Genomic DNA, 18,786 nt, shown 5'->3' on the forward strand with positions numbered 1-18,786 from the left:
TTTAGTCGATGATTTTCAATCCGAAAGAGTTGCCACCCTCGCATGAACTAAATGATCCCGTCAGTCGCAGGCGTTTTTTGCAATTCGCTTCGGCTGCCGCTCTGTCTGGTCTTCTAGGAGCCTGTCACAGACAAGATCAAAGTGAAAACTTCATTACCCTGCCGCCTGGTCAGACTGTAGCTCGTTTTCCTGAAAAGACCGAGCTCATTCTGTTGACCGATCGACCGCCCCAGCTCGAAACGCCCCTGCACTACTTTCGGGAGGACCTGACCCCGAATGATGCCTTCTTCGTGCGATGGCACTATGAAGGTATCCCGACTTTCATCGATCTGCGTCAGTTCAGGTTAGAAGTGGGCGGACACGTAAATAAACCGCTCACTCTCAGTTTGACCGACTTGAAAAAGCAGTACGAGCCGGCCACTGTTGTAGCAGTGAATCAGTGTTCAGGCAATTCTCGCAGTTCGTTTCAGCCGCGCGTGCCGGGCGGGCAGTGGCGCAATGGTGCAATGGGGAACGCTCGATGGACAGGTATCCGCCTTAAAGACCTTTTGCAAGCTGCCGGTATTAAGGGTGGTGCAGTAGAAGTCAGCTTCGCCGGTCTCGACGAAGCACCGCTCTTCAATATGCACAAATTCGTCAAAGCACTATCCATCGACCACGCAATGAGCGACGAGGTCCTGGTTGCTTACGAGATGAATGAGAAACCACTGCCCATGCTGAATGGATTTCCGCTGCGACTGGTGGTGCCTGGATGGTATGCCACTTACTGGGTAAAGTCTTTGAAATCAATACAGGTCTTGCCCCAGAAATTTCAGGGCTTCTGGATGGACAAGGCATACAGAATTCCAAAAAACGAAGACGCTGTCGAAACGCCGGAGAACCTGGCCAAGGATACCGTACCAATCAACAAAATGAATGTGCGCTCCTTGATCGTCAGCCCTGATGTGAATGAGGTGGTGCGTGTGGGAAGACCTTGCGAAGTGCAGGGAATCGCATTCGATTCCGGCTCAGGGATAAAGAAAGTGGAAGTCTCAACAGACGAAGGTAAAACTTGGCAGACAGCTCAGCTGGATTCGGATAAGCTGGGCAACTTTTCATTCAGACGGTTTCGCATGAGCTGGACACCGCCAGGACCGGGGACTCATGCACTGATGTCACGGGCCTACAGCAACGATGGAAAATTTCAGCGCTCATTCGACCAGTGGAATAAGAGCGGCTATATGCGTAATGTCATTGAACGCTGGGAGGTCGCTGTTATCTAAGTGCCGACACCCAAGCAGATAATGTTATTAATGGGCTTTGTCCTTGTCGGTGCGCTCGTGCTCTGGCTCGGACGCGATGACTCAAAAGTGACCAATGCGTCTGACAGCGGAAAACCGACGACCTTATCTCAATCAGAAATTCACCAGATTGCCTTGCCGCACGATGATCCTGAATTTCCTGCCGCACCCGGGCGTCAGATTTTTCTATCAAGATGCACTGTTTGCCACACTCTTCGCTATGTGACGATGCAGCCTGACTTTCCCAAAAAAGTTTGGGCAAAAGAAGTTGCGAAAATGATCAACACATATGGTGCTCATATCTCAGGTGAGGAAGCCCGACAGATTACGGACTACCTGGCTGCTGTAAAAGGCTCTGAGGGAGCGAGCAAGTGACTGAGAACGCGCAAACCAAAGCAGATAGCAGCGCTCCACAATTGTGTGGCGGATTGATCAGGGCACATGCCTTCGCAGCCCTGATTACACTCGTTCTGTCAGCGCTTTTCGGGCTCTTTGTTTCAATCAAAATGCACCACCCTGATTTTGCCGGCAACGATGCCTGGCTTACATGGGGCAGACTGCGTTACAACCACACCCAGGGAATCTTTTTTGGTTGGCTCGGAAACGCTTTCCTGATGTTTCTTTATTACGCGGTGCCCAAACTGGCATTCCGGCCCATTACCAGCAGGCACCTGGGCTGGTGCCTGTTTGCACTATGGAATTTTGCTGTTGTTTTGCCTGGCTGGCTGCTTGTGCTTGCTGGATTCAGCCAATCGATAGAGTGGGGAGAGTTTCCGCTTGTAGTCGATGCCTTCGTTGTCATCGCTTTTGTGCTGATGATCATTCAATTCGCGTTGCCGCTCCTGAGAGCAAAACTCTCGCATCTGTATGTATCAGGCTGGTACATTCTAGGTTCGCTCATCTTCACTGCCCTTGCCTATCCAGTGGGAAATATAGCTCCACAGCTCTTGCCCGGCGCCCAAGGCGCCGCTTTCAGCGGCTTATGGATTCACGATGCAGTCGGACTTTACGTGACTCCGCTGGCTCTTGCTATTGCCTATCTGGTAATCCCTTTGTCGACAAAAAAGCCAATTCACAGCCATTTTCTTTCAATGATCGGGTTCTGGATTCTCTTTTTCGTTTATCCACTCAACGGCACGCACCATTACATATATTCGGCAATCCCTATGGATGCTCAGAAAGGTGCCATCGCCGCTTCGGTCTACCTGGGGCTGGATGTGATTATTGTGGTCACGAATCTGCTTTTGTCACTGAAAGGTTCCGGGCAAACAATCAAAGAGAATTTGCCCCTGCGATTCGTCTGGATGGGCACCATCCTTTATCTGATTGTCAGTCTGCAAGGCTCACTGCAAGCCTTGATGCCCTTGAACAAGCTGCTGCATTTCAGCGACTGGGTAATTGGACATTCGCATCTGGCAATGCTCGGCTTCGCTTCATTCACCGCAATTGGTGGCATCGCTCATGTCTGGCAGCGTCTGCCGGGCGTACGATTCAACAACGGTGCGCTGGTCTGGTGTTACTGGTCACTGCTTGCCGGTCTGGTGGGCATGTTCTCGATCCTGACCGTGGCTGGTCTGGTTGAATCTCATATCTGGCAGAGTTCGCTGCCATGGCTCGATTCGATAAGAACCGTGCGCAGTTACTGGGTGGCTCGATCTATAGCGTCGATTCCTGTATTTCTGGCTTTCGCTCTCTTGTTGGCGGCCATGACGACAGGCGAAGTGGTACAGGAATCGCAGTCGACCGACGGCAGTGCGCCCTCTTTCAAAGATGGCGAGAGCTCAGAACGCGGCAGTAAGGCACTCAATATGGCTTATCTCTCTGCGTCGCTGGCCGGATTTGGCTTCTTTATCTTCTCCTTTGCTGTGCTGGGCATCCTTCCCGGTGCGGCTCTCGATAAAGAAGTGGCTCGCACTAAACCGCAGACGATGATGCCGCCCACGAAGTCGGAAGAGAATGGACGGCTGGTCTATGCGCGTGAAGGCTGCGCTTACTGTCATACGCAACAGGTCAGGGTCGTAGAGTCAGACATCCAACGTTTCGGAGCACCTACCAAAGCCTGGGAAACCCATTATGACTATCCGCACCTCTGGGGCACCAGACGTGTCGGACCTGACCTCGCCCGCGAGTCTGGTATCAGATCGGATGACTGGCAGCTAACACATCTCTACAACCCGCGACTGGTCGTGGCAGATTCAGTAATGCCCGGCTATCCATGGTTGTTTGAGGGTAGTGCCGACAAACCTGGCAAAGAGGCAGAAGACCTTTTGCGCTATGTCAAATCGCTCGGCAGAGCCAGACAGTTGACCGGTGCAGATAGCAATCAATTTACTTTGGCTGTGAATTGTGCCTGTCCTGACGATGTAAAGAAACTGGAGACTGATGTAACTTCGACTGATGCCAGCCCTTCTCGGGCGCGACGATCAAGCTCCAGACTGGCTATTGTTTTGCCGTCCAATCCCGAACAGCTGACCACTTACATCCGACAGGGCAAAGGCGTCTACGCTCAAAATTGCGCCACCTGTCACGGCGAACGGGGCGAAGGAAATGGTCCGGCAGCAGCGATTCTTCTGCCTCGCCCCTCCGATTTAACCGCTAGCCGTATCTCGACATCCACTCTTAGCTCGATCATCATGAACGGACTGCCGGGAACTTCCATGCCGGCCTGGCGAGACATGCCCCAGCGCGACGTAGAAAGTCTTATAGCCTTTCTTTCCACCCTGCCTCAAAATGAGAAACCGTCTCTGACGGCGACTGCGGCCGAATTGGAGGCTGGAAAAGCATTGTTTGCCAAACAGTGCGTCTCTTGCCATGGTAGCGCCGGTGATGGCACAGGACCAGCAGCCGGAGCCATGGCACGTTGCCCGACCAATTTTCATGAGGTGCAACCTACTTTCGCTGATGCCATGAAAGACATCGAGGCAGGTGTCGCGGGAACCGGCATGCCTTCATGGGGAAAACAATTGACTGAAACGGAGCGGCTCTATCTGGCTCACTATGTTCGCTCCCTCTATGACGGAGGTCAGTGAGTAATGTTATTGCAATTCGCACTGATCGTCATGACTGGAATAGTGGCACTGTTCGTATTCGCCTGGGCACGCTCCCCTGCGTTGCGGCGAGCCCTGGAGGAACCCAAATACAGCATTCTGGAAAACGAGACTAGATCAGACGACCACTGATTTCCTGACTCAGCATTATTGTGATGTTGACTTTTGCGCACGCACTCTGTGAGCGAATCTGCGAGCCCTTGCCCATTGCGCCATTTCACCCGACTGAGCAATTGCATTTCTTCTCCTTTGCGGATAGCAACTGGGTCGACGGCGGGAGTATGATCTAGAAATGAATCTGAAAATTTGGCAGAAAATCCTGCTGATCGTATCCCTGCCGGTAATCTTCGAAATCGTCTTCGTTGCCACATTGGCGACTTTACTTTTACAGACTGAGCAACTGTCGGATCGTTTTGAGACGTCAAAGTCCGCTCTTGTCAAGTTTCATGCCGCGCAGGAAGCGTTGATTCAAGCGACTTTTTCGCTGACTAACATCAATAAGCTCACAGAGCAGGAGTTCTCAAGAGAGTTTGATGATCTGCGTGAGAATTTGCGCAATTTCCATAAATCATTAGATATGACTTTCGGAGTTCGCCCCGAACTCAAAGATGCACTCGAACCAGTTCCTGATTTGATTCATGGTGGCGAGAATCTCATCGATCGCATCAAGAAAATGCTGCGCGGTTCGCCCGATGAACGAGCGGATATGCGCAGACAGCTTGAAGCGTCCATGATCATTCTTGTGCTCAACATGAAACCGGTCTCGGATCGAGTCGCTCAAGCTGAGTATTCAATGCATGTGAACGCTCCAGCAGAGCTTGCCGCTCAGCGTAACGCCGTAATGATTGCAATTGGAATGGGACTGATCGTCAGTCTCATTATTTCAACAGGAGCGGGAGCACTCTTTTTTCGCAACGTCGCCAGGCGATTTCGTATTATTGAAGAAAATGCGCAGCGAGTCGCACTTGGGCAGCAGCTACAAGCACCACTCAACGATGATGACGAAATTGGAGAACTTGATGCTGCTTTGCACGAAGCAGCTAATTTGATCGAAGATGCGAGGAAAAAGGAGTTTGCCATCTTAGAGCAATCTGTCGACGTGCTCTGCTCGCTCGATAGAAGGCTGCGCATTGTCGATGTTGGAGCTTCTGTCTCCCGAGCCTGGAAATACACGCCCGATGAATTGATCGGTCGGTCTGTGCTGACGCTTGTGCCTGAGCTGGAGCGCACGAGACTGACCACGCTTTTGCTGGAGAACATGGCTTCAGAGAAAGAATTTGAGTTCGAATGCCCGCTGCGCACTGGTAATGGCAACATCAGAGACATTCTCTGGAAAACTAGTTGGATTCAAGCTGACAAAATCTTTTATTGCGTCGCTCATGATGTCACTGAAAGGCGAGCACTGGCCAGGCAGAAACAACAGCTCATCTCTGTGGCCGGGCACGATTTGAGAACGCCGCTGACATCGGTTTCGAGCACTTTTTCTTTGATTACGGAAGGAGCGCGGGGCGAAATTAGCGAAAAGGCGCAAAAGGAGCTGACCAAGGCCAGCCAGAGCCTGGAGCGACTGATGGAACTGGTAAGAGATCTGCTGGATCTCGAGAAACTGGACGCCGGAAAAATGGTGCTGGAATTTAAGAGCGTGAGCGCGCTCGATGTTTGCAGCGCTGCAATCGATTCACTCAATACTCTGGCGCAGAAACTCAATGTAAAAATTCAACCACCGTGGCAAGACGCTCTTATGCTCGGCGATGAACGGCGTCTTGTGCAAATCATGATCAATTTCCTTTCCAACGCAGTCAAGTTTTCGCCGCGTGGCGGCACAGTCACAGTTGCCATCAAAGGCGGTGACGATTTTGTCGAGATGAGTGTAGCCGACCAGGGTCCCGGCATTCCCGCAGCCGACAGAGAGATGATTTTCGAGAAGTTCCATCAATCGAAAGCCGTAACATCAGCGGCGCCTATCAAGAGCACCGGATTGGGACTGGCAATTGCAAAGGTATTGACCGAAGGGCACAACGGCACTATCGGCGTCGAAAGCGAAGTCGGCAAAGGAACGAGATTTTTCGTCAGGATTCCAACCTTCAGAGAGAATTACAGCTCAATGGAGATAGAAGAAGGGTCATGAAACTTACCACACAAGCTTTCATCGTCATCTTCTGCCCGGTGGCTTTTCAGCTGCTCCTCGTGGCTACATTACTGATTCTCATCGCGCAAGCACAGCAAGATGCTGAACGCAACATTCACTCGGAATCAGTCATGAATGAATGCAATCTGATCGTCATGCGCGTATTCGAAGGTGTCGGTGCCCTGGCTATGCTGCATAAACAGCAAGCGTCACTCCTCACGCCTTCAGTAGGCGAGGCCAAAGATGCTTTTCAAGCACAGGTTGATAAAGTGCACGATCTGATCGTGAACGATCCCCTGCAAGCCGACAATGACGCGCTCTTTATTCGAGAAGCTCAAGGTGTAGCTGACCTGACCGAAAAGATTCATCCCCACGGCACATACGATAGCTCAACAGCAGCCAGGCATCTGCTTGTCGCAATATCGCGCATTATCCAGACCGAAGGTCAAAAGATGCAGGTGGCTACAAAAGTAAAGGAAGATAGACGCAATCTGGCAAAAGTAGTGCTTATTTCTTTTGCGGCCTTTGGCATCGTCGTAAGCGCTGTAGTGGCGATTGTTTGCGCTCTCAGATTGAAGAGAATGATTGCCCACATGACCGAAAACGCAGGGCGCTTCGCTCGTCGCGAACCGCTCGAGCCGCCGCTTGAGGGATCCGACGAGGTAGCGCGGGTCGATCAGAACATTCATGCAATGGATGTTGCCATCGAAGAAATTTTGACAAAGGCACGCAACTTGATCGATAACGCTGCCGACCTGGTGTGCTCGGTAGACAGAGATGGATACTTCCTGCGCGTCAATCGTTTCTGCCGCCGATTGCTCGGGCGGGAGCCTGAAACCCTGATAGACACACCAGTAATCGACCTTGTTATCAACGAAGACTGCGCGCTTGCCGACGAACAGATCAACAAGTCATTCGAGAGCATCCTGGGCAACCAGTTCGAACTCAGACTCAAGTTTCTTGAAGATAGAATCGTGGACACATCGTGGTCGACATTCTATTCACGACAGGACAAAAGCTTGTTCTGTGTGGTTGCTGACGTGACTGAGCGCAAAAACATCGAACGTTTAAAGCAAGACTTCATCGGCATGATCAGCCACGACCTGAGAACTCCGCTTATGTCTATCGCCAGTTCCATTGCACTGGTGCAGAGCGGCGCCCTGGGCAACTGTTCCGAATCGGTGATGCGAGATCTAAATGGTGCCGAAAAAACAGTCGACAGATTAATCGCAATGATCAACGACTTGCTTGACTTTGAAAAGATGGAAGCCGGAAAGATGCAGTTCAATATGGCTCCTGTGGAAATGGATGAGGTCATAGAGGAAGCTTTTAGAGAAGTCGAAACTCTTGCCGGCAGCAAACGAATACGGCTGGAAACCGATGGAAGTGGTGTTGCTGTTTCAGGTGATAGAGAGAAGTTGATACAACTGCTGGTCAATTTACTTGGCAACGCCATCCGCTACTCGCCTGAAGGCGCACCAGTGACGGTGCAGTGCCGGCAGACAAATCAGACGGCCGAGATATCCGTTAGAGATGAAGGCCCGGGTGTACCGGAAGGTTTCCACGAAAGTGTCTTTGCTCCATTCGAGAGCGCGCCCGGCAGTAAACAGACGAGCGAAGGCGGCACGGGGCTTGGTCTGGCCATCTGTAAGCTCATTACGGAAGGGCACAATGGCGAAATCGGTGTGCGCAATCGCAAAGAACGCGGCAGCGAATTCTGGTTCAAACTTACAGCGACAAAGAAAAATGCGGCCCGTTAGGACCGCATTCTGGAATTCTCCCGAGGCTGGATTCGAACCAGCGACCAATTGATTAACAGTCAACTGCGCTACCGCTGCGCTACTCGGGAATAGGCGCGTTCAGGTATCTTATCATGCTCCTCCCGTGTATTTAACCGGGGGTGCATATCTTCCGTTGCAAAAAAATTACACAGGCTAAAAGCTGACTATTTCGGTCATCAAAGGTCGTAAAGCGCCCGGGGCTATGCTTAATCGCACTTAATCATAGATTCGAAGGGGGCCCTGCCGCCATCCAGTAAGCGTATGTCGCAATAGATGGCACTTTAACGCCAATCAGAAAGATTAGACCCGATTGCTAAATTAGACAGCCCTAGCCATCGAAACGGGCAATGTCGTTATACTTTCTCAACGACGCTCATTTATATAGAAGGATTTGCACATGGGACTGTTTGGCACGCAGAAAGTCAGCAAAGGGCTGGCAGACGAAGCAGTCACAATGGTCGAAGCTTACTACCAGCGCCGGGGGCTTGATGTCCAAGACCATCAGCTGACCGGATCGGACGGCTTTGGCTGGTGGCTGACCGAGGGCAGCGCCAAAATCTATATTTTTGTGCAAGATGCTTCAAATGGGGCCGTGCTGAGAATCACAAGTCCGCTTGTGTTCGTTCCCGACCATAATAGAGAAGAATTTTTCCATCGTTGTCTGGATATCAACACGAATCTCACGAGTTGCGCTCTGGCTACACATGGCGACATAGTTCTGGTTGTCTGCCAGCGACCGACTCTGGGTCTGGTACAGGAAGAACTGGACGAGTTAGTGTGGAACGTGGCCTATGTCGCAGATCTCCTGGATAACAAGCTGGCAGATGAGTTCAAGGCTCGCATGTATTCCGAAGATGCTGATGCGAACCAGAAAGCATCGCGAAAAAAATAGACAGAATACGAGTGAAATTGGTAACGGCAGTGACAGAATTGAACGGATTGACTCATGACGACATCGTGTTCGTCAATGAGTTGACGCAGGAAGCAGGCATTATTGCCGCAAAAATGCGTGATGGGGTTGAAATTCAAGAGAAGACAGGTCCGGAAGATCGTGTCACGGCAGCTGACTTTGAACTTTCCAGATTGCTCGTAAAGGCGCTGACGAATCGATTCCCGGAAGACACGATAGTTTCCGAGGAAGATGATGTTCACTCTTCGAGCGCGAAATCATCGAGAGTTTGGCTTATCGACCCAATAGACGGCACAGATAACTACATAAAGAACGATGGACAGTGGTCGGTCATGGTCGGGCTCGTAGTTGATTTAAAGCCTGTTTTCGGCTGGGTTTTTGCACCCGCCAACATGACCATCTACTACGGTGGCCCCGGATATGGTGCCTGGAAAAAGCAACTCAATAACGACCCTATAAGGTTTGAGCCATTGCCGCATTTGGACCAGGAAGATCAAGCCCGAGTGATTATGGGTTATCGCGACCGCACCTCACATCCGTGGGTGAAAGAGCATCCGAAGGTTGTTCTTGTAAAAGGCGGAAGCATTGGGCTGAAAGTGGCCAAGGTTCTGGAAGGCAGCGCGGATATCTTCGTTCACCTCTCCGGCAAGCTGAAAACATGGGATACAGCGGGTCCTGCAGCAGTAGCACTGGGTAACGTACTGGACGTCGGCACTCTCGATCACGATGTGCTGGCTTTTCCTGAGGATACGGTCTTGCATGCGGTGCCTGTAGTCATGGGCAGACCCGGCTCTCTTCACTGGTGCAGAAAATATTTGCGAGCACAGGCTCAAGGCGCTCGCTAACGAAAATGTCCATCATCACCGATCGCTCCAAACTGGAAAAGCTCTGCCAGGAAATCGATACTAGCGGCAGATGTGCAATTGATCTGGAATTTATTCCGGAACGAACGTTCGAGCCTGTCCTCTGTCTTGTGCAGGTGGCGACCGATCAATCTGCCCATATCATCGACCCGCTCGCCCTGCCCGATTTGAGAATCCTCTGGGAACGTATCTGCGATCCGGCCATCCTCGTTATCCTTCATGCCGCAAACCAGGACCTGGATCTTGTTTATGGTCTATCGGGGCTGATTCCTCAAAATATTTTCGACACTCAAATTGGAGCTGGCTTTGGTGGTTTTGGTTATCCGATCGGTTATGGCAAATTACTCAATCAGCTTTTGGGTGTCACAATCGCCAAGACAGAGAGCTTCACTGATTGGCTGGGTCGCCCGCTTACCGAATCACAGATAGAGTATGCGCTTGAAGACGTCTGTCATCTCTTGCCTATGTACGACAAGCTGTGCGGTGTGCTTCGCGATCAGGGCAGACTTTCATGGGCTGAAGAAGAGTGCAAGCGATACGTCACAGCCGAAAAGTATCAACGAGATCGCGGTAACGATTATTTGCGCATTAAGGGGGCGAGCGGATTGAATCGCCGGGGGCTGGCGGTTTTACAGGCGCTTACCGACTGGCGAAACAAAGAAGCTGTGCGCACAAACAAACCGACAAAGTCGATCCTGGCTGACAACTCTCTTGTCGAAGTCAGTCGCAGACCACCACAAAGCATCGCTGACATTCAGAGAATTCGCGGAATCAGACCCGATCAGATTCGCATTTTTGGCCAGCCTATCTTGAAGGCCGTAGAAAAAGGCATGCAAGTGCCGGAGTCGGAACTGCCTTCCTGGCCGAGCTCTCGCATTCCCCCCAAAAGAGAAGTCCTACTTGCCGACTATTTGTTTGCCATCTTGAAAGTAATTGCCTACAACGCGGATATCGCCACTGAACTGGTTTGTACTCGTGATGACTTGCAAGCGCTTGTGCGTGCACACCGCGAGAAGGCGCTGAACAAATCACCTTTGCCCTTGCTTCAGGGTTGGAGGCGTGATATGGCTGGCGATAACTTGATCAAGCTGCTGGATGGTGAAGCCTTGACGGTAACCGTAGATAACAGCGCCGACCCGCCGATCCAGTTCAATCGTTAGTTCAATTGACAGCTGGGCAGGTACTTCAACCAGTCTCATTCGAGCAGTCTTATTCGAGCAGTCTTATTGGACCGGCGGTTCATTCAAGCACTGCTCAGCAAGATCAAGTAATCGAATTTACTTCTTTACTTTCGTATAGCACGTAAAGGCCAGTCCATAAAGGACCACCGCTAGCAGTACCAGATTATTGATTCCAATCATATTGGAAAAATACTCCAGCATCGCCCCGACCACTGAACCGAAAAGATTGAATGCCAGTGCTCGGGCAGATAGCTGAATTCCGGCAAAGGCTATCGCAAAGATTAGTCCAGCACCGAAAATTGGCAAAATCGTGACAAGAGTTACGGTGACTTGACCTAACCAGATCTGGTTGCCGAACATATGCAAAACAGTATCGATCGGCAATAAATAGCTAAGAAGAATCAGTGCGAAAAGCAAACCCCAAACCATCGACTCTTTTCGTTCGAGAAGAGATTTGTGCCGGGCCACGACAAAGTTGGCAAGCAAAATCATCAAAAGAACGCCATTGATCACAATCGACGTAGTGATCCACGTTGCACCCCAAACCAGAGCCAAACGAGAGATCGATTGCAATTCAAGGAGCATAAAGGCAGCGCCTTGAAAAAACAGTTGCCACGAACGAGGCTCGAATGGAGCGAAAAGAAGCTTGCGCCCGCAATAAAGGCTGAGCAGCAAAATCTCAGCGACGACCAATATATAGGGCACGTCGATGCCTTCCGGATTCAAATATAGATACGGCCAATCATCGGTAAGGATGCGTCCGCACTTCACATTCTGCATCGAATCGATATAGAGTGACGACGGTAACGTCGGCAATTTCAAGGTGCCGTCTTTTACCTCCTGACCGAAGATATAAGTAAAGCCATGGCGTCCCTGATAGTTGGATTCACGTCCGCGAATTACTATCGGCGCGTATCCAGCCGCTTCCTTAATAGTGCAGAAGAGCCGCTCGCCGAGGAAATCATAGGGCGCACCGAATGTCAGTACCACCAGACCGCCGGGTTTGAGTAAATTCAAAACTTTGGCGAAGCTCTGTTTGGTGTAGACGAAGTTGTCCACGCGAATGGACGAACCCATGCCTACTACAGTCTGAGAATCAAGCAGTCCGAAAACGATGAGGTCATACTTCTTGTTGCAAGTGTCGAAATAGTGCCTGGCGTCATCGCAAATCGGTCTGACGTTGGTAGACAGATATGGATGACCAGGATTCATCGTCTTTCCAATTGAAAGAATGATGGGATCGATGTCGACAGCGTCCACATGTTCGGCGCCAAAATTGAGAGCCTGACAAACATCAGTCCCGGAACCGGCTCCTACTATCAAAGTGTCTTTCGGTTTACGAACCAGGAATGGTACGGAATATCGATCGTTTGCTGCAGCGAACAGTTTTAACTGCGCATCATTCATACCAAGCTCTTTCAGCTTGCCAATATTCAGACCCAGCTGATATGAAAGCCAATTGGCTCGCACCTCCACTGCGTACAAAACCTGTTTAGTGACGCCATCTACATCAACATTCACTTTGCAAGGAACAACATCGATCTTTTGATAAGGAGACCAGAAGGTTGTTGCTTCGGCGTTCTGGGGATCTTTGGGAATCCAAAAAGCCGCTGCCACAGCTATTACCAATGTGGCTAACAAACCGGTTTTAGCTCGTCCCGATGCATCGGGCAGCCTGAGCAGATAGTAGGCGATTATTGCCGCAGGCAAAATCCACAAGGCGCCTGGTGTGAACGAAAGATAGGAGCAGATTCCAAATAGAGTGCCACCGACAAGCGCACCCGCTACATTTATAGAATAGGCGGTAAGGGGTTTCATCGACCCGAAAAGTTGACCGAGGCGGTTGCCCAGGCACAGGCATATCGAAAACGGTCCCGCCAGATACAACATTAAAACCAGCATGAATGTGCCGACGAACAGCCATGTTGTGGCGGTGTTGGCTTCGAAATCGGCCCATTGATAAGTGGTCAGGGAAGGAAAAATATAACGGGCCAGGATTGCACCCCGAAACATAACAATCTGACTGATCCTGATAGTCAGCACTGTTTGCAAGATTGCCGCAGGGGTGAAGCGAAACCACTTGTCTGTTGGAATCGCCATACCGACACCCAATCCGACGAAACAAGTGACCAGGGGAAAGGTTTTGAAGATTGTGAAAGCTCTGATGTCGGCGGAAATCCAGCGAATAATCAGCAATTCAACGAAGAGCGAGGTGAGGCTGAGCAAAAACAGTTCGGCATACGCAGGTTTGACCGGGCGTGCCTCCGGTACATCAGCTATGGTTGTCGTCATACGTCCCCAAGTTAATTTATGCTAGCAACCCGGCAATAGACTAGCGCATTTGGAGGCGATCTGTTAGCTGCCGGGTTACCGGCGAATCAGGCGCAATGTACTGACCCAATTGCTCAGCCAGAGGTAGCACCATAGGTGGTGTGGTGGCAGTGCACTGTATATGGTTCCACGTATCAACAGGGGCATATGGGGTGAATCGATCCATTCTTTCGCTCGCTGAATACCTGAAAACGTATCAGGATGGGCTATGATGAATTTAGTCGGCTTAAGGAAGGCAATCAAATGACAACGGATCCTAATAAAGACGTCAGTTTCGCCGAAACCGCACTACGGTTGGGCGGCAAGACCGAGGAAGAAGCGACAAAGACAGGCGCAATGGACCGCGCTGACGACCAGGTCGAGTCGATGTTCGCGGAGGAATACAAAACCGTCAATAGCCCTATCCACCGGGCAGTTTGGGACGATAATGTGCCGATAGACCTGTTCAGCACGCCGAAAGTGGAAGACGTCGATACTTCCATTCCGGCTATGCGCAAGTGCATTGAGGTGTTGCAGAAGCACCAGAAGAACAAAACTGTCTATGACGCAAACGGTAAGGTATCGGATCAGATTTTGCGAGACCTTGGTGAGGTCGGTTACTGGGGGATGCTTATCCCCAAGAAATATGGCGGACAGGGCGCGACGGTACGTCAATTTATGTCCTTCCTCTCCGAAGTTGCCACCATCGATCCGACCTGCGCGGGTCTGGCTTCGGTGCACGGATGTATCGGTGCAGTCGACCCGGTCAACTCATTCGGAACTGAAGAGCAGAAGAAGAGATTCCTGCCGCTTCTTGCCTCCGGCGAGACTCTGTCAGCTTTTGCGCTAACTGAGCCGTGGGCTGGGTCAGACTTGACGGCCCTTCGCACCACAGCCGTTCTCAAAGGTGACAATTATGTGGTCAATGGAGAGAAAGTCTTCATCACCAATGCCATACCAGGCAGAACCGTCGGAATCGTCTGCTTGATCGATGGTAAACCAGCGGCCTTGATTGCAGATCTACCCAAACAAGAAAACGAGCATTTCAAAATTCACCACTACGGACTGCACGCTCTAAAACATGCATTCAATAATGGTCTCATCTTCAAAGACTTTCTCGTGCCAAAAGAAAATCTCTTAGTGCCTCCTATCGGCGATGGTTTGACGGTTGCTTATCATGGTCTAAACCTCGGTCGCTTGGCATTATGTGCCAATGCTGCGGGTGTGATGAAAGTAATGCTTGCAAACATGTTACCTTGGGCACATTTTCGCGAGACTTATGGTAATGCGATTGAAACACGCGAGCTGATTAAGCGAAGAATCGCACGCTGTGCGGCTTTGATCTGTGGCGCGACGGCAATGTACCAGTGGGGATCATGGCTGCTCGATAAGGGCTATCGCGGCGAACTGGAATGCGTGATTGCAAAAATCTTCGGCAGTGAAGCAGAGAAGGAAGTCGCCATCGAGCTTTTCATGAAGACACACGGTGGCAGATCTTTCGTGCATGGTCATCTGTTCGGCGATAACGTGCACGACTTCCTGGCACCATGCATCTACGAAGGCGAAGGCGAAATTCTTGGCATGGCATTTTTCAAGTCTCTGGCCAAAAATCACGGACAGAAATATTTTGAGCCTGTAGGCAAAGCATTGCTGCGTGAAAAGATCAAGAGCTTCAATCCCATGAATCCTGCACATGCATGGGCTTTGCGCAATGAGATGATTCCGTATGCGACGTGGCGGATGGGCAAGATGTTCACCGGCGCCGATCAGCATCAGATACCAGGCATTAATCCGAAGCTGCAGACGCATGTCGACTTTGCAATGGAAATGTTGAATTCAAGCCCTATCGAATTGAGCGAAGCTATGGTAAAGCATCAGCTGAAACTGGCTGACCGTCAGTGTCGCATCGCCGAGATGTCGCAAAGAGTACAAGACACGATAATTATTTTGGTGACATCTTTGTGGGCGCATCAACAGGGTGATGAGACGATAATCGCCGCAGCAGACATCTTATGTCAGGATCTGACTCGCAAGCTCACCGGTGAGCGTCCGTCAGATCAATATTTCCGCGCTTGCGGAAAACTCGCGGATATGATTATCGCCGGCGGAATGCCTTCCTTGAATGGCATCCATCAAGACGAAATCATCTTCCCCTACACAAACAAAACAGAAACGAAAGAAAAGTCAAAGGTTGGTGCTTAGGAGCGCTCCACTAGACCAATTGGTCCAGACATAATAAGAGGGGCTCTGAGCCTCCTGAAAATTTTGCGACGGATGATATGACATTCGTCGCTTTTTTTTCGCCTTGTAGGTCAGATATCACTACGCTGCGTTATGCGGTCCTTAGGCTGATTATGCTCTCACCAGAGCATGACGCTGCGGAAATAACCAGGTTAATGATGTGTACTGAATCTAGGTAAGGCAAAAGCACATCTCATCGACTCTCCATTGACTAGTTAGATCACCAGTCGCGAATTCTTTGTACACGTTCATGATCGGATGATCAGAATCTGTGCCACTACGATTACGACCCCTCTACGTAGAACTAGCAGTAGTAGCCAATCTTGATAAAGCCGCCTGGAAGCGATGAATTTTCGCGCTATCTCATTCGCTGCTGGCGCCAGGGTGGGTCTCTACCGCCTGGCGCCACCAATTGTGGTATCAGCTGAATTCCGAAAGTGCTTGTCGTTATTCCCGTTTGGATAGATCGGCTTCTGGCGCCCCTGCTGGACAAAAGCGGCAAACCGTCGTCTGTTGGCAAAGATCGCCTTACGCTTATCGTTTGCAAAATCGAGCCACTATCAGCCTCAGACATTCTATTAATAGATGTCCTTGCAGAGAAGCTTCCCGCTTAGAAAGAGGGCTCCGCTTGCAGAAGCGGTGATCTGGCTGATCTACGATGACATCTGCTCGACAAGAATGGTGATAGTCGTCCTTACTTACAAGACAGGAAGGTATTTTATTCACTTCCGAGCCGGTCTCGCCTCCTCTTGCAAAGCCGCATCACTTCTCAGTTTCAAAGGAACTAGAAAAACGCGTTGCCAGTTATAGCCGACGTGACGAAAGAATCAGGGTTGCGAGCATTTTTCGAAAACTGCTACCACAACAAAGCAGAATTGCAAGTGACGATATATGTCCGAGAGTATCCAAATACATGTCTGAAACACGCATGATTCCAGTGGTTTTCACACAGATTCCTATCATTGTTGCGTTGTAGAGTTTGAGAAACTTCTTTTAAGTCGCTACAAGCTAAAATGAGCATTTATGCCTCTCTTGGACCTTTACGATATTCGTTCCAGTGTGTAAAGTGAATAGCATAAAGAAGGCGGTTGATTAATCGCGCTGCCGCCTCTGAAGTTACAAGTTCTTGTTAAGAACCGTAATTGTTGGATCTACTTAGAGTTGAACTAAGTGGCTCCCGATATCCCCTGCTGTTTTCGTGAGGAACTAAGCTTATGCCCAAGAAGGTACTGATCGCTCTGCCACCAGCCATGCTAGAACAAGTTGATTTCATCGCCCAATGCGAACACCGCACTCGCTCAGATTTGATAAGAGAAGCGCTTCGTCGTTATCTCGACAATTTCAGACGCACCCAGGGTGCCCACCTGGCAGTAAGTACGCTTGAATCAGCTGATACCTTCGCCAATACTCTTTCGTAGAAGTTTTACCGACTCCTCCAACTAGAGAATAAAAGCCGTTGTAAGCAAGCCTTACAGCGGCTTTTAGATTAGCACTACTTTTGCACAGGTTGCGCGAAGCGTTAAGAAGCACTGAGTATCAACATTTTGCTGCAAATTGATTACAAGCATTGTCAGTTCTTCGAGAATTTGATAGCAATGCGCCCCCTGTTAAACCATCGGTCTGCAAGCTCACCAGAGAGCCCTAGAATCGTTTTTAAGGCGTTTTGGAGACTACCCCTGTAGAAAACTCCATCTGCGAACATGAAGCCAAAGTGAAACCGGCACAGGCGCCGCTATGCAACTGATATGATGACGACTTCAAACGGCGGCAAGCACACATGCACGAATCTGAAAAATATTACAACGCACTCTCGGTCTGGATGCCGGAGTTGAATAATCTGGCCAGGTTGCAAATTGAAATCGGACTTGCGCTCAGTGGACTGAGTGAGAAACGAGTCACATTAGAGGAAAAAATGATTCGCATGCACCTGCATCAGCTCTCGGCTTTGCTTGCGCAGGTTACTCAGGAAGCGCACCAGATGCTGGCTTCACATTACGATGCAAATCCTTCGACTACTCTTGACGAATTGCGAGTTCTCACTGTCGAAGTACAAGATGTGGTGGCAGATTTGCTGAAAATCATTCGCTACAACCTGAACTTTTTAGAACAGTACTATGAATACGACTACTATAGCCGCCTTCAGAACGACCATAAATTTGTAGATCGCACTCAGAAGATTGTGCTTGATTTGAAAAACGCTGTTGCAAACGCCGGCAAATAGGCGGCAGTAAATAATAGTCGACGCGAAAACCCGCTGCTCACCTATTCTTTATATAGCGATTCTACTTCCATAAAGCGGCCAGTGACTCTGCAAGTGGTTATGCACTGTAGTACTTGTGCTACTCGTACTTCCAAGTGATAGTATGTGTGGTGCTCGTACTTGCAGGATAGTACTTATGATTATCGTACTTCCTGTTGATAGTACGCATGGTGCGGTCGGCAATCTAGCTGTCGTATGCGCCCATCTGACGCAATGCCTTCTGCACTTTCCAACGCACCGTTGAATCTTCGTCAGAACACGCATCACGCAACGATTTCAAAATCGTTTCATTTTTGCTTGATTTCTTTGAACAAATTTTTCCTAGAGCCTTAGCAGCAGTTTTCCTGACTTCGACATCCGGATCACGAAGCAGCTCAGCAATCTTCAGGGTCGCCTCTTCGGCAGGTGAAGAGATGCGTTCGATGGTTCGCACCGCTTCCATACGCACCCACTCGTCTGAATGATCGAGCAATCCAGCAATCGCCTTGACGTAAGACTTTGCAACGCCCGGCCGCTCTTGCAGCCAGCGAAGCGCGGCAAGCTTGACGAAGATGTTCTCATGACCGAGGGCCTGAACAAAAACTTTGGCGTGCATCTTCAGAGCTTCTTCCGGCAAGCCCAGTTTGAGGGCTCGCACTTCGAAGCCCGGATAATCGTGTTGCACGATCATGTTATCTACGATTTCTGCCAGATCTGCTAATTCCATGTTGAAGATTATATCCACTTGGCACTCAATAGATGCACTTTGCTAGTCTATCGATCCTCTGGATAGACGAATTTATCGA

Annotated in this window: 13 protein-coding genes and 1 tRNA gene; 11 read left to right on the forward strand and 3 right to left on the reverse strand. The window is 50.1% G+C overall.

The features are described 5' to 3' along the window. Nucleotides 1–8 precede the first annotated feature (8 nt). From EKK48_21090 to EKK48_21110, 5 genes are all read left to right on the forward strand, one after another. Nucleotides 9–1,262: a twin-arginine translocation signal domain-containing protein gene (locus EKK48_21090; GenBank protein ID RTL38408.1), complete on the forward strand. Its 1,254-nt coding sequence runs from the start codon at nt 9–11 to the stop codon at nt 1,260–1,262. 30 nt (nt 1,263–1,292) lie between these two features. After that, the gene (locus EKK48_21095) at nt 1,293–1,655 is read left to right on the forward strand and encodes a cytochrome c (protein RTL38409.1); all 363 of its coding nucleotides are present in this window, start codon (nt 1,293–1,295) and stop codon (nt 1,653–1,655) included. Further along, on the forward strand, nt 1,652–4,309 hold the full coding sequence (locus tag EKK48_21100; GenBank protein RTL38410.1) for a c-type cytochrome: 2,658 nt from the start codon (nt 1,652–1,654) through the stop codon (nt 4,307–4,309). Before EKK48_21095 ends, EKK48_21100 begins: the two co-directional genes overlap by 4 nt. A gap of 310 nt (nt 4,310–4,619) precedes the next feature. Beyond that, the gene (locus EKK48_21105) at nt 4,620–6,455 is read left to right on the forward strand and encodes a PAS domain S-box protein (GenBank protein ID RTL38411.1); all 1,836 of its coding nucleotides are present in this window, start codon (nt 4,620–4,622) and stop codon (nt 6,453–6,455) included. Further along, nucleotides 6,452–8,215, forward strand: a complete 1,764-nt coding sequence (locus EKK48_21110; protein ID RTL38412.1) for a PAS domain S-box protein — start codon at nt 6,452–6,454, stop codon at nt 8,213–8,215. The genes EKK48_21105 and EKK48_21110 overlap by 4 nt, the downstream gene beginning before the upstream one ends. Nucleotides 8,216–8,232: 17 nt before the next feature. Here EKK48_21110 and EKK48_21115 read toward each other — a convergent pair. After that, nucleotides 8,233–8,304 (reverse strand) — tRNA-Asn (locus EKK48_21115). A gap of 329 nt (nt 8,305–8,633) precedes the next feature. On the opposite strand from EKK48_21115, the gene EKK48_21120 reads away from it, so the two are divergent. Genes EKK48_21120 through rnd form a run of 3 tightly spaced genes read left to right on the forward strand, consistent with a single transcriptional unit; the run spans nt 8,634 to nt 11,169 of the window. Beyond that, nucleotides 8,634–9,128, forward strand: coding sequence for a hypothetical protein (locus tag EKK48_21120; protein RTL38413.1), 495 nt, complete (start codon nt 8,634–8,636; stop codon nt 9,126–9,128). Between the two features lie 29 nt (nt 9,129–9,157). Then, nucleotides 9,158–9,991, forward strand: coding sequence for a hypothetical protein (locus tag EKK48_21125; protein ID RTL38414.1), 834 nt, complete (start codon nt 9,158–9,160; stop codon nt 9,989–9,991). A 5-nt stretch (nt 9,992–9,996) separates the two neighbouring features. Further along, nucleotides 9,997–11,169 carry a ribonuclease D gene (rnd, locus tag EKK48_21130; protein RTL38415.1) on the forward strand — a complete coding sequence of 391 codons (1,173 nt, stop codon included), beginning with the start codon at nt 9,997–9,999 and terminating at the stop codon, nt 11,167–11,169. Nucleotides 11,170–11,286: 117 nt separating this feature from the next. Here the strand turns inward: rnd and EKK48_21135 are convergent, their stop codons facing one another. Continuing rightward, nucleotides 11,287–13,482, reverse strand: a complete 2,196-nt coding sequence (locus EKK48_21135) for a hypothetical protein (protein RTL38416.1) — start codon at nt 13,480–13,482, stop codon at nt 11,287–11,289. Nucleotides 13,483–13,764: 282 nt separating this feature from the next. Between EKK48_21135 and EKK48_21140 the strand changes: the two genes are divergently transcribed. The 3 genes from EKK48_21140 (at nt 13,765) to EKK48_21150 (ending at nt 17,962) form a co-directional block, all read left to right on the forward strand. Beyond that, on the forward strand, nt 13,765–15,702 hold the full coding sequence (locus EKK48_21140; GenBank protein RTL38417.1) for an acyl-CoA dehydrogenase: 1,938 nt from the start codon (nt 13,765–13,767) through the stop codon (nt 15,700–15,702). A gap of 1,253 nt (nt 15,703–16,955) precedes the next feature. Further along, nucleotides 16,956–17,159, forward strand: a complete 204-nt coding sequence (locus tag EKK48_21145) for a ribbon-helix-helix protein, CopG family (GenBank protein ID RTL38418.1) — start codon at nt 16,956–16,958, stop codon at nt 17,157–17,159. A gap of 359 nt (nt 17,160–17,518) precedes the next feature. Further along, nucleotides 17,519–17,962 carry a hypothetical protein gene (locus tag EKK48_21150; protein ID RTL38419.1) on the forward strand — a complete coding sequence of 148 codons (444 nt, stop codon included), beginning with the start codon at nt 17,519–17,521 and terminating at the stop codon, nt 17,960–17,962. Between the two features lie 223 nt (nt 17,963–18,185). Here EKK48_21150 and EKK48_21155 read toward each other — a convergent pair whose 3' ends face one another. Next, complete coding sequence (locus EKK48_21155) at nt 18,186–18,707, reverse strand: HEAT repeat domain-containing protein (protein RTL38420.1); 522 nt, start codon at nt 18,705–18,707, stop codon at nt 18,186–18,188. Between the last annotated feature and the right edge of the window lie 79 nt (nt 18,708–18,786).

Source organism: Candidatus Melainabacteria bacterium (assembly GCA_003963305.1).
Taxonomy (GTDB): Bacteria; Cyanobacteriota; Vampirovibrionia; order Obscuribacterales; family Obscuribacteraceae; genus PALSA-1081.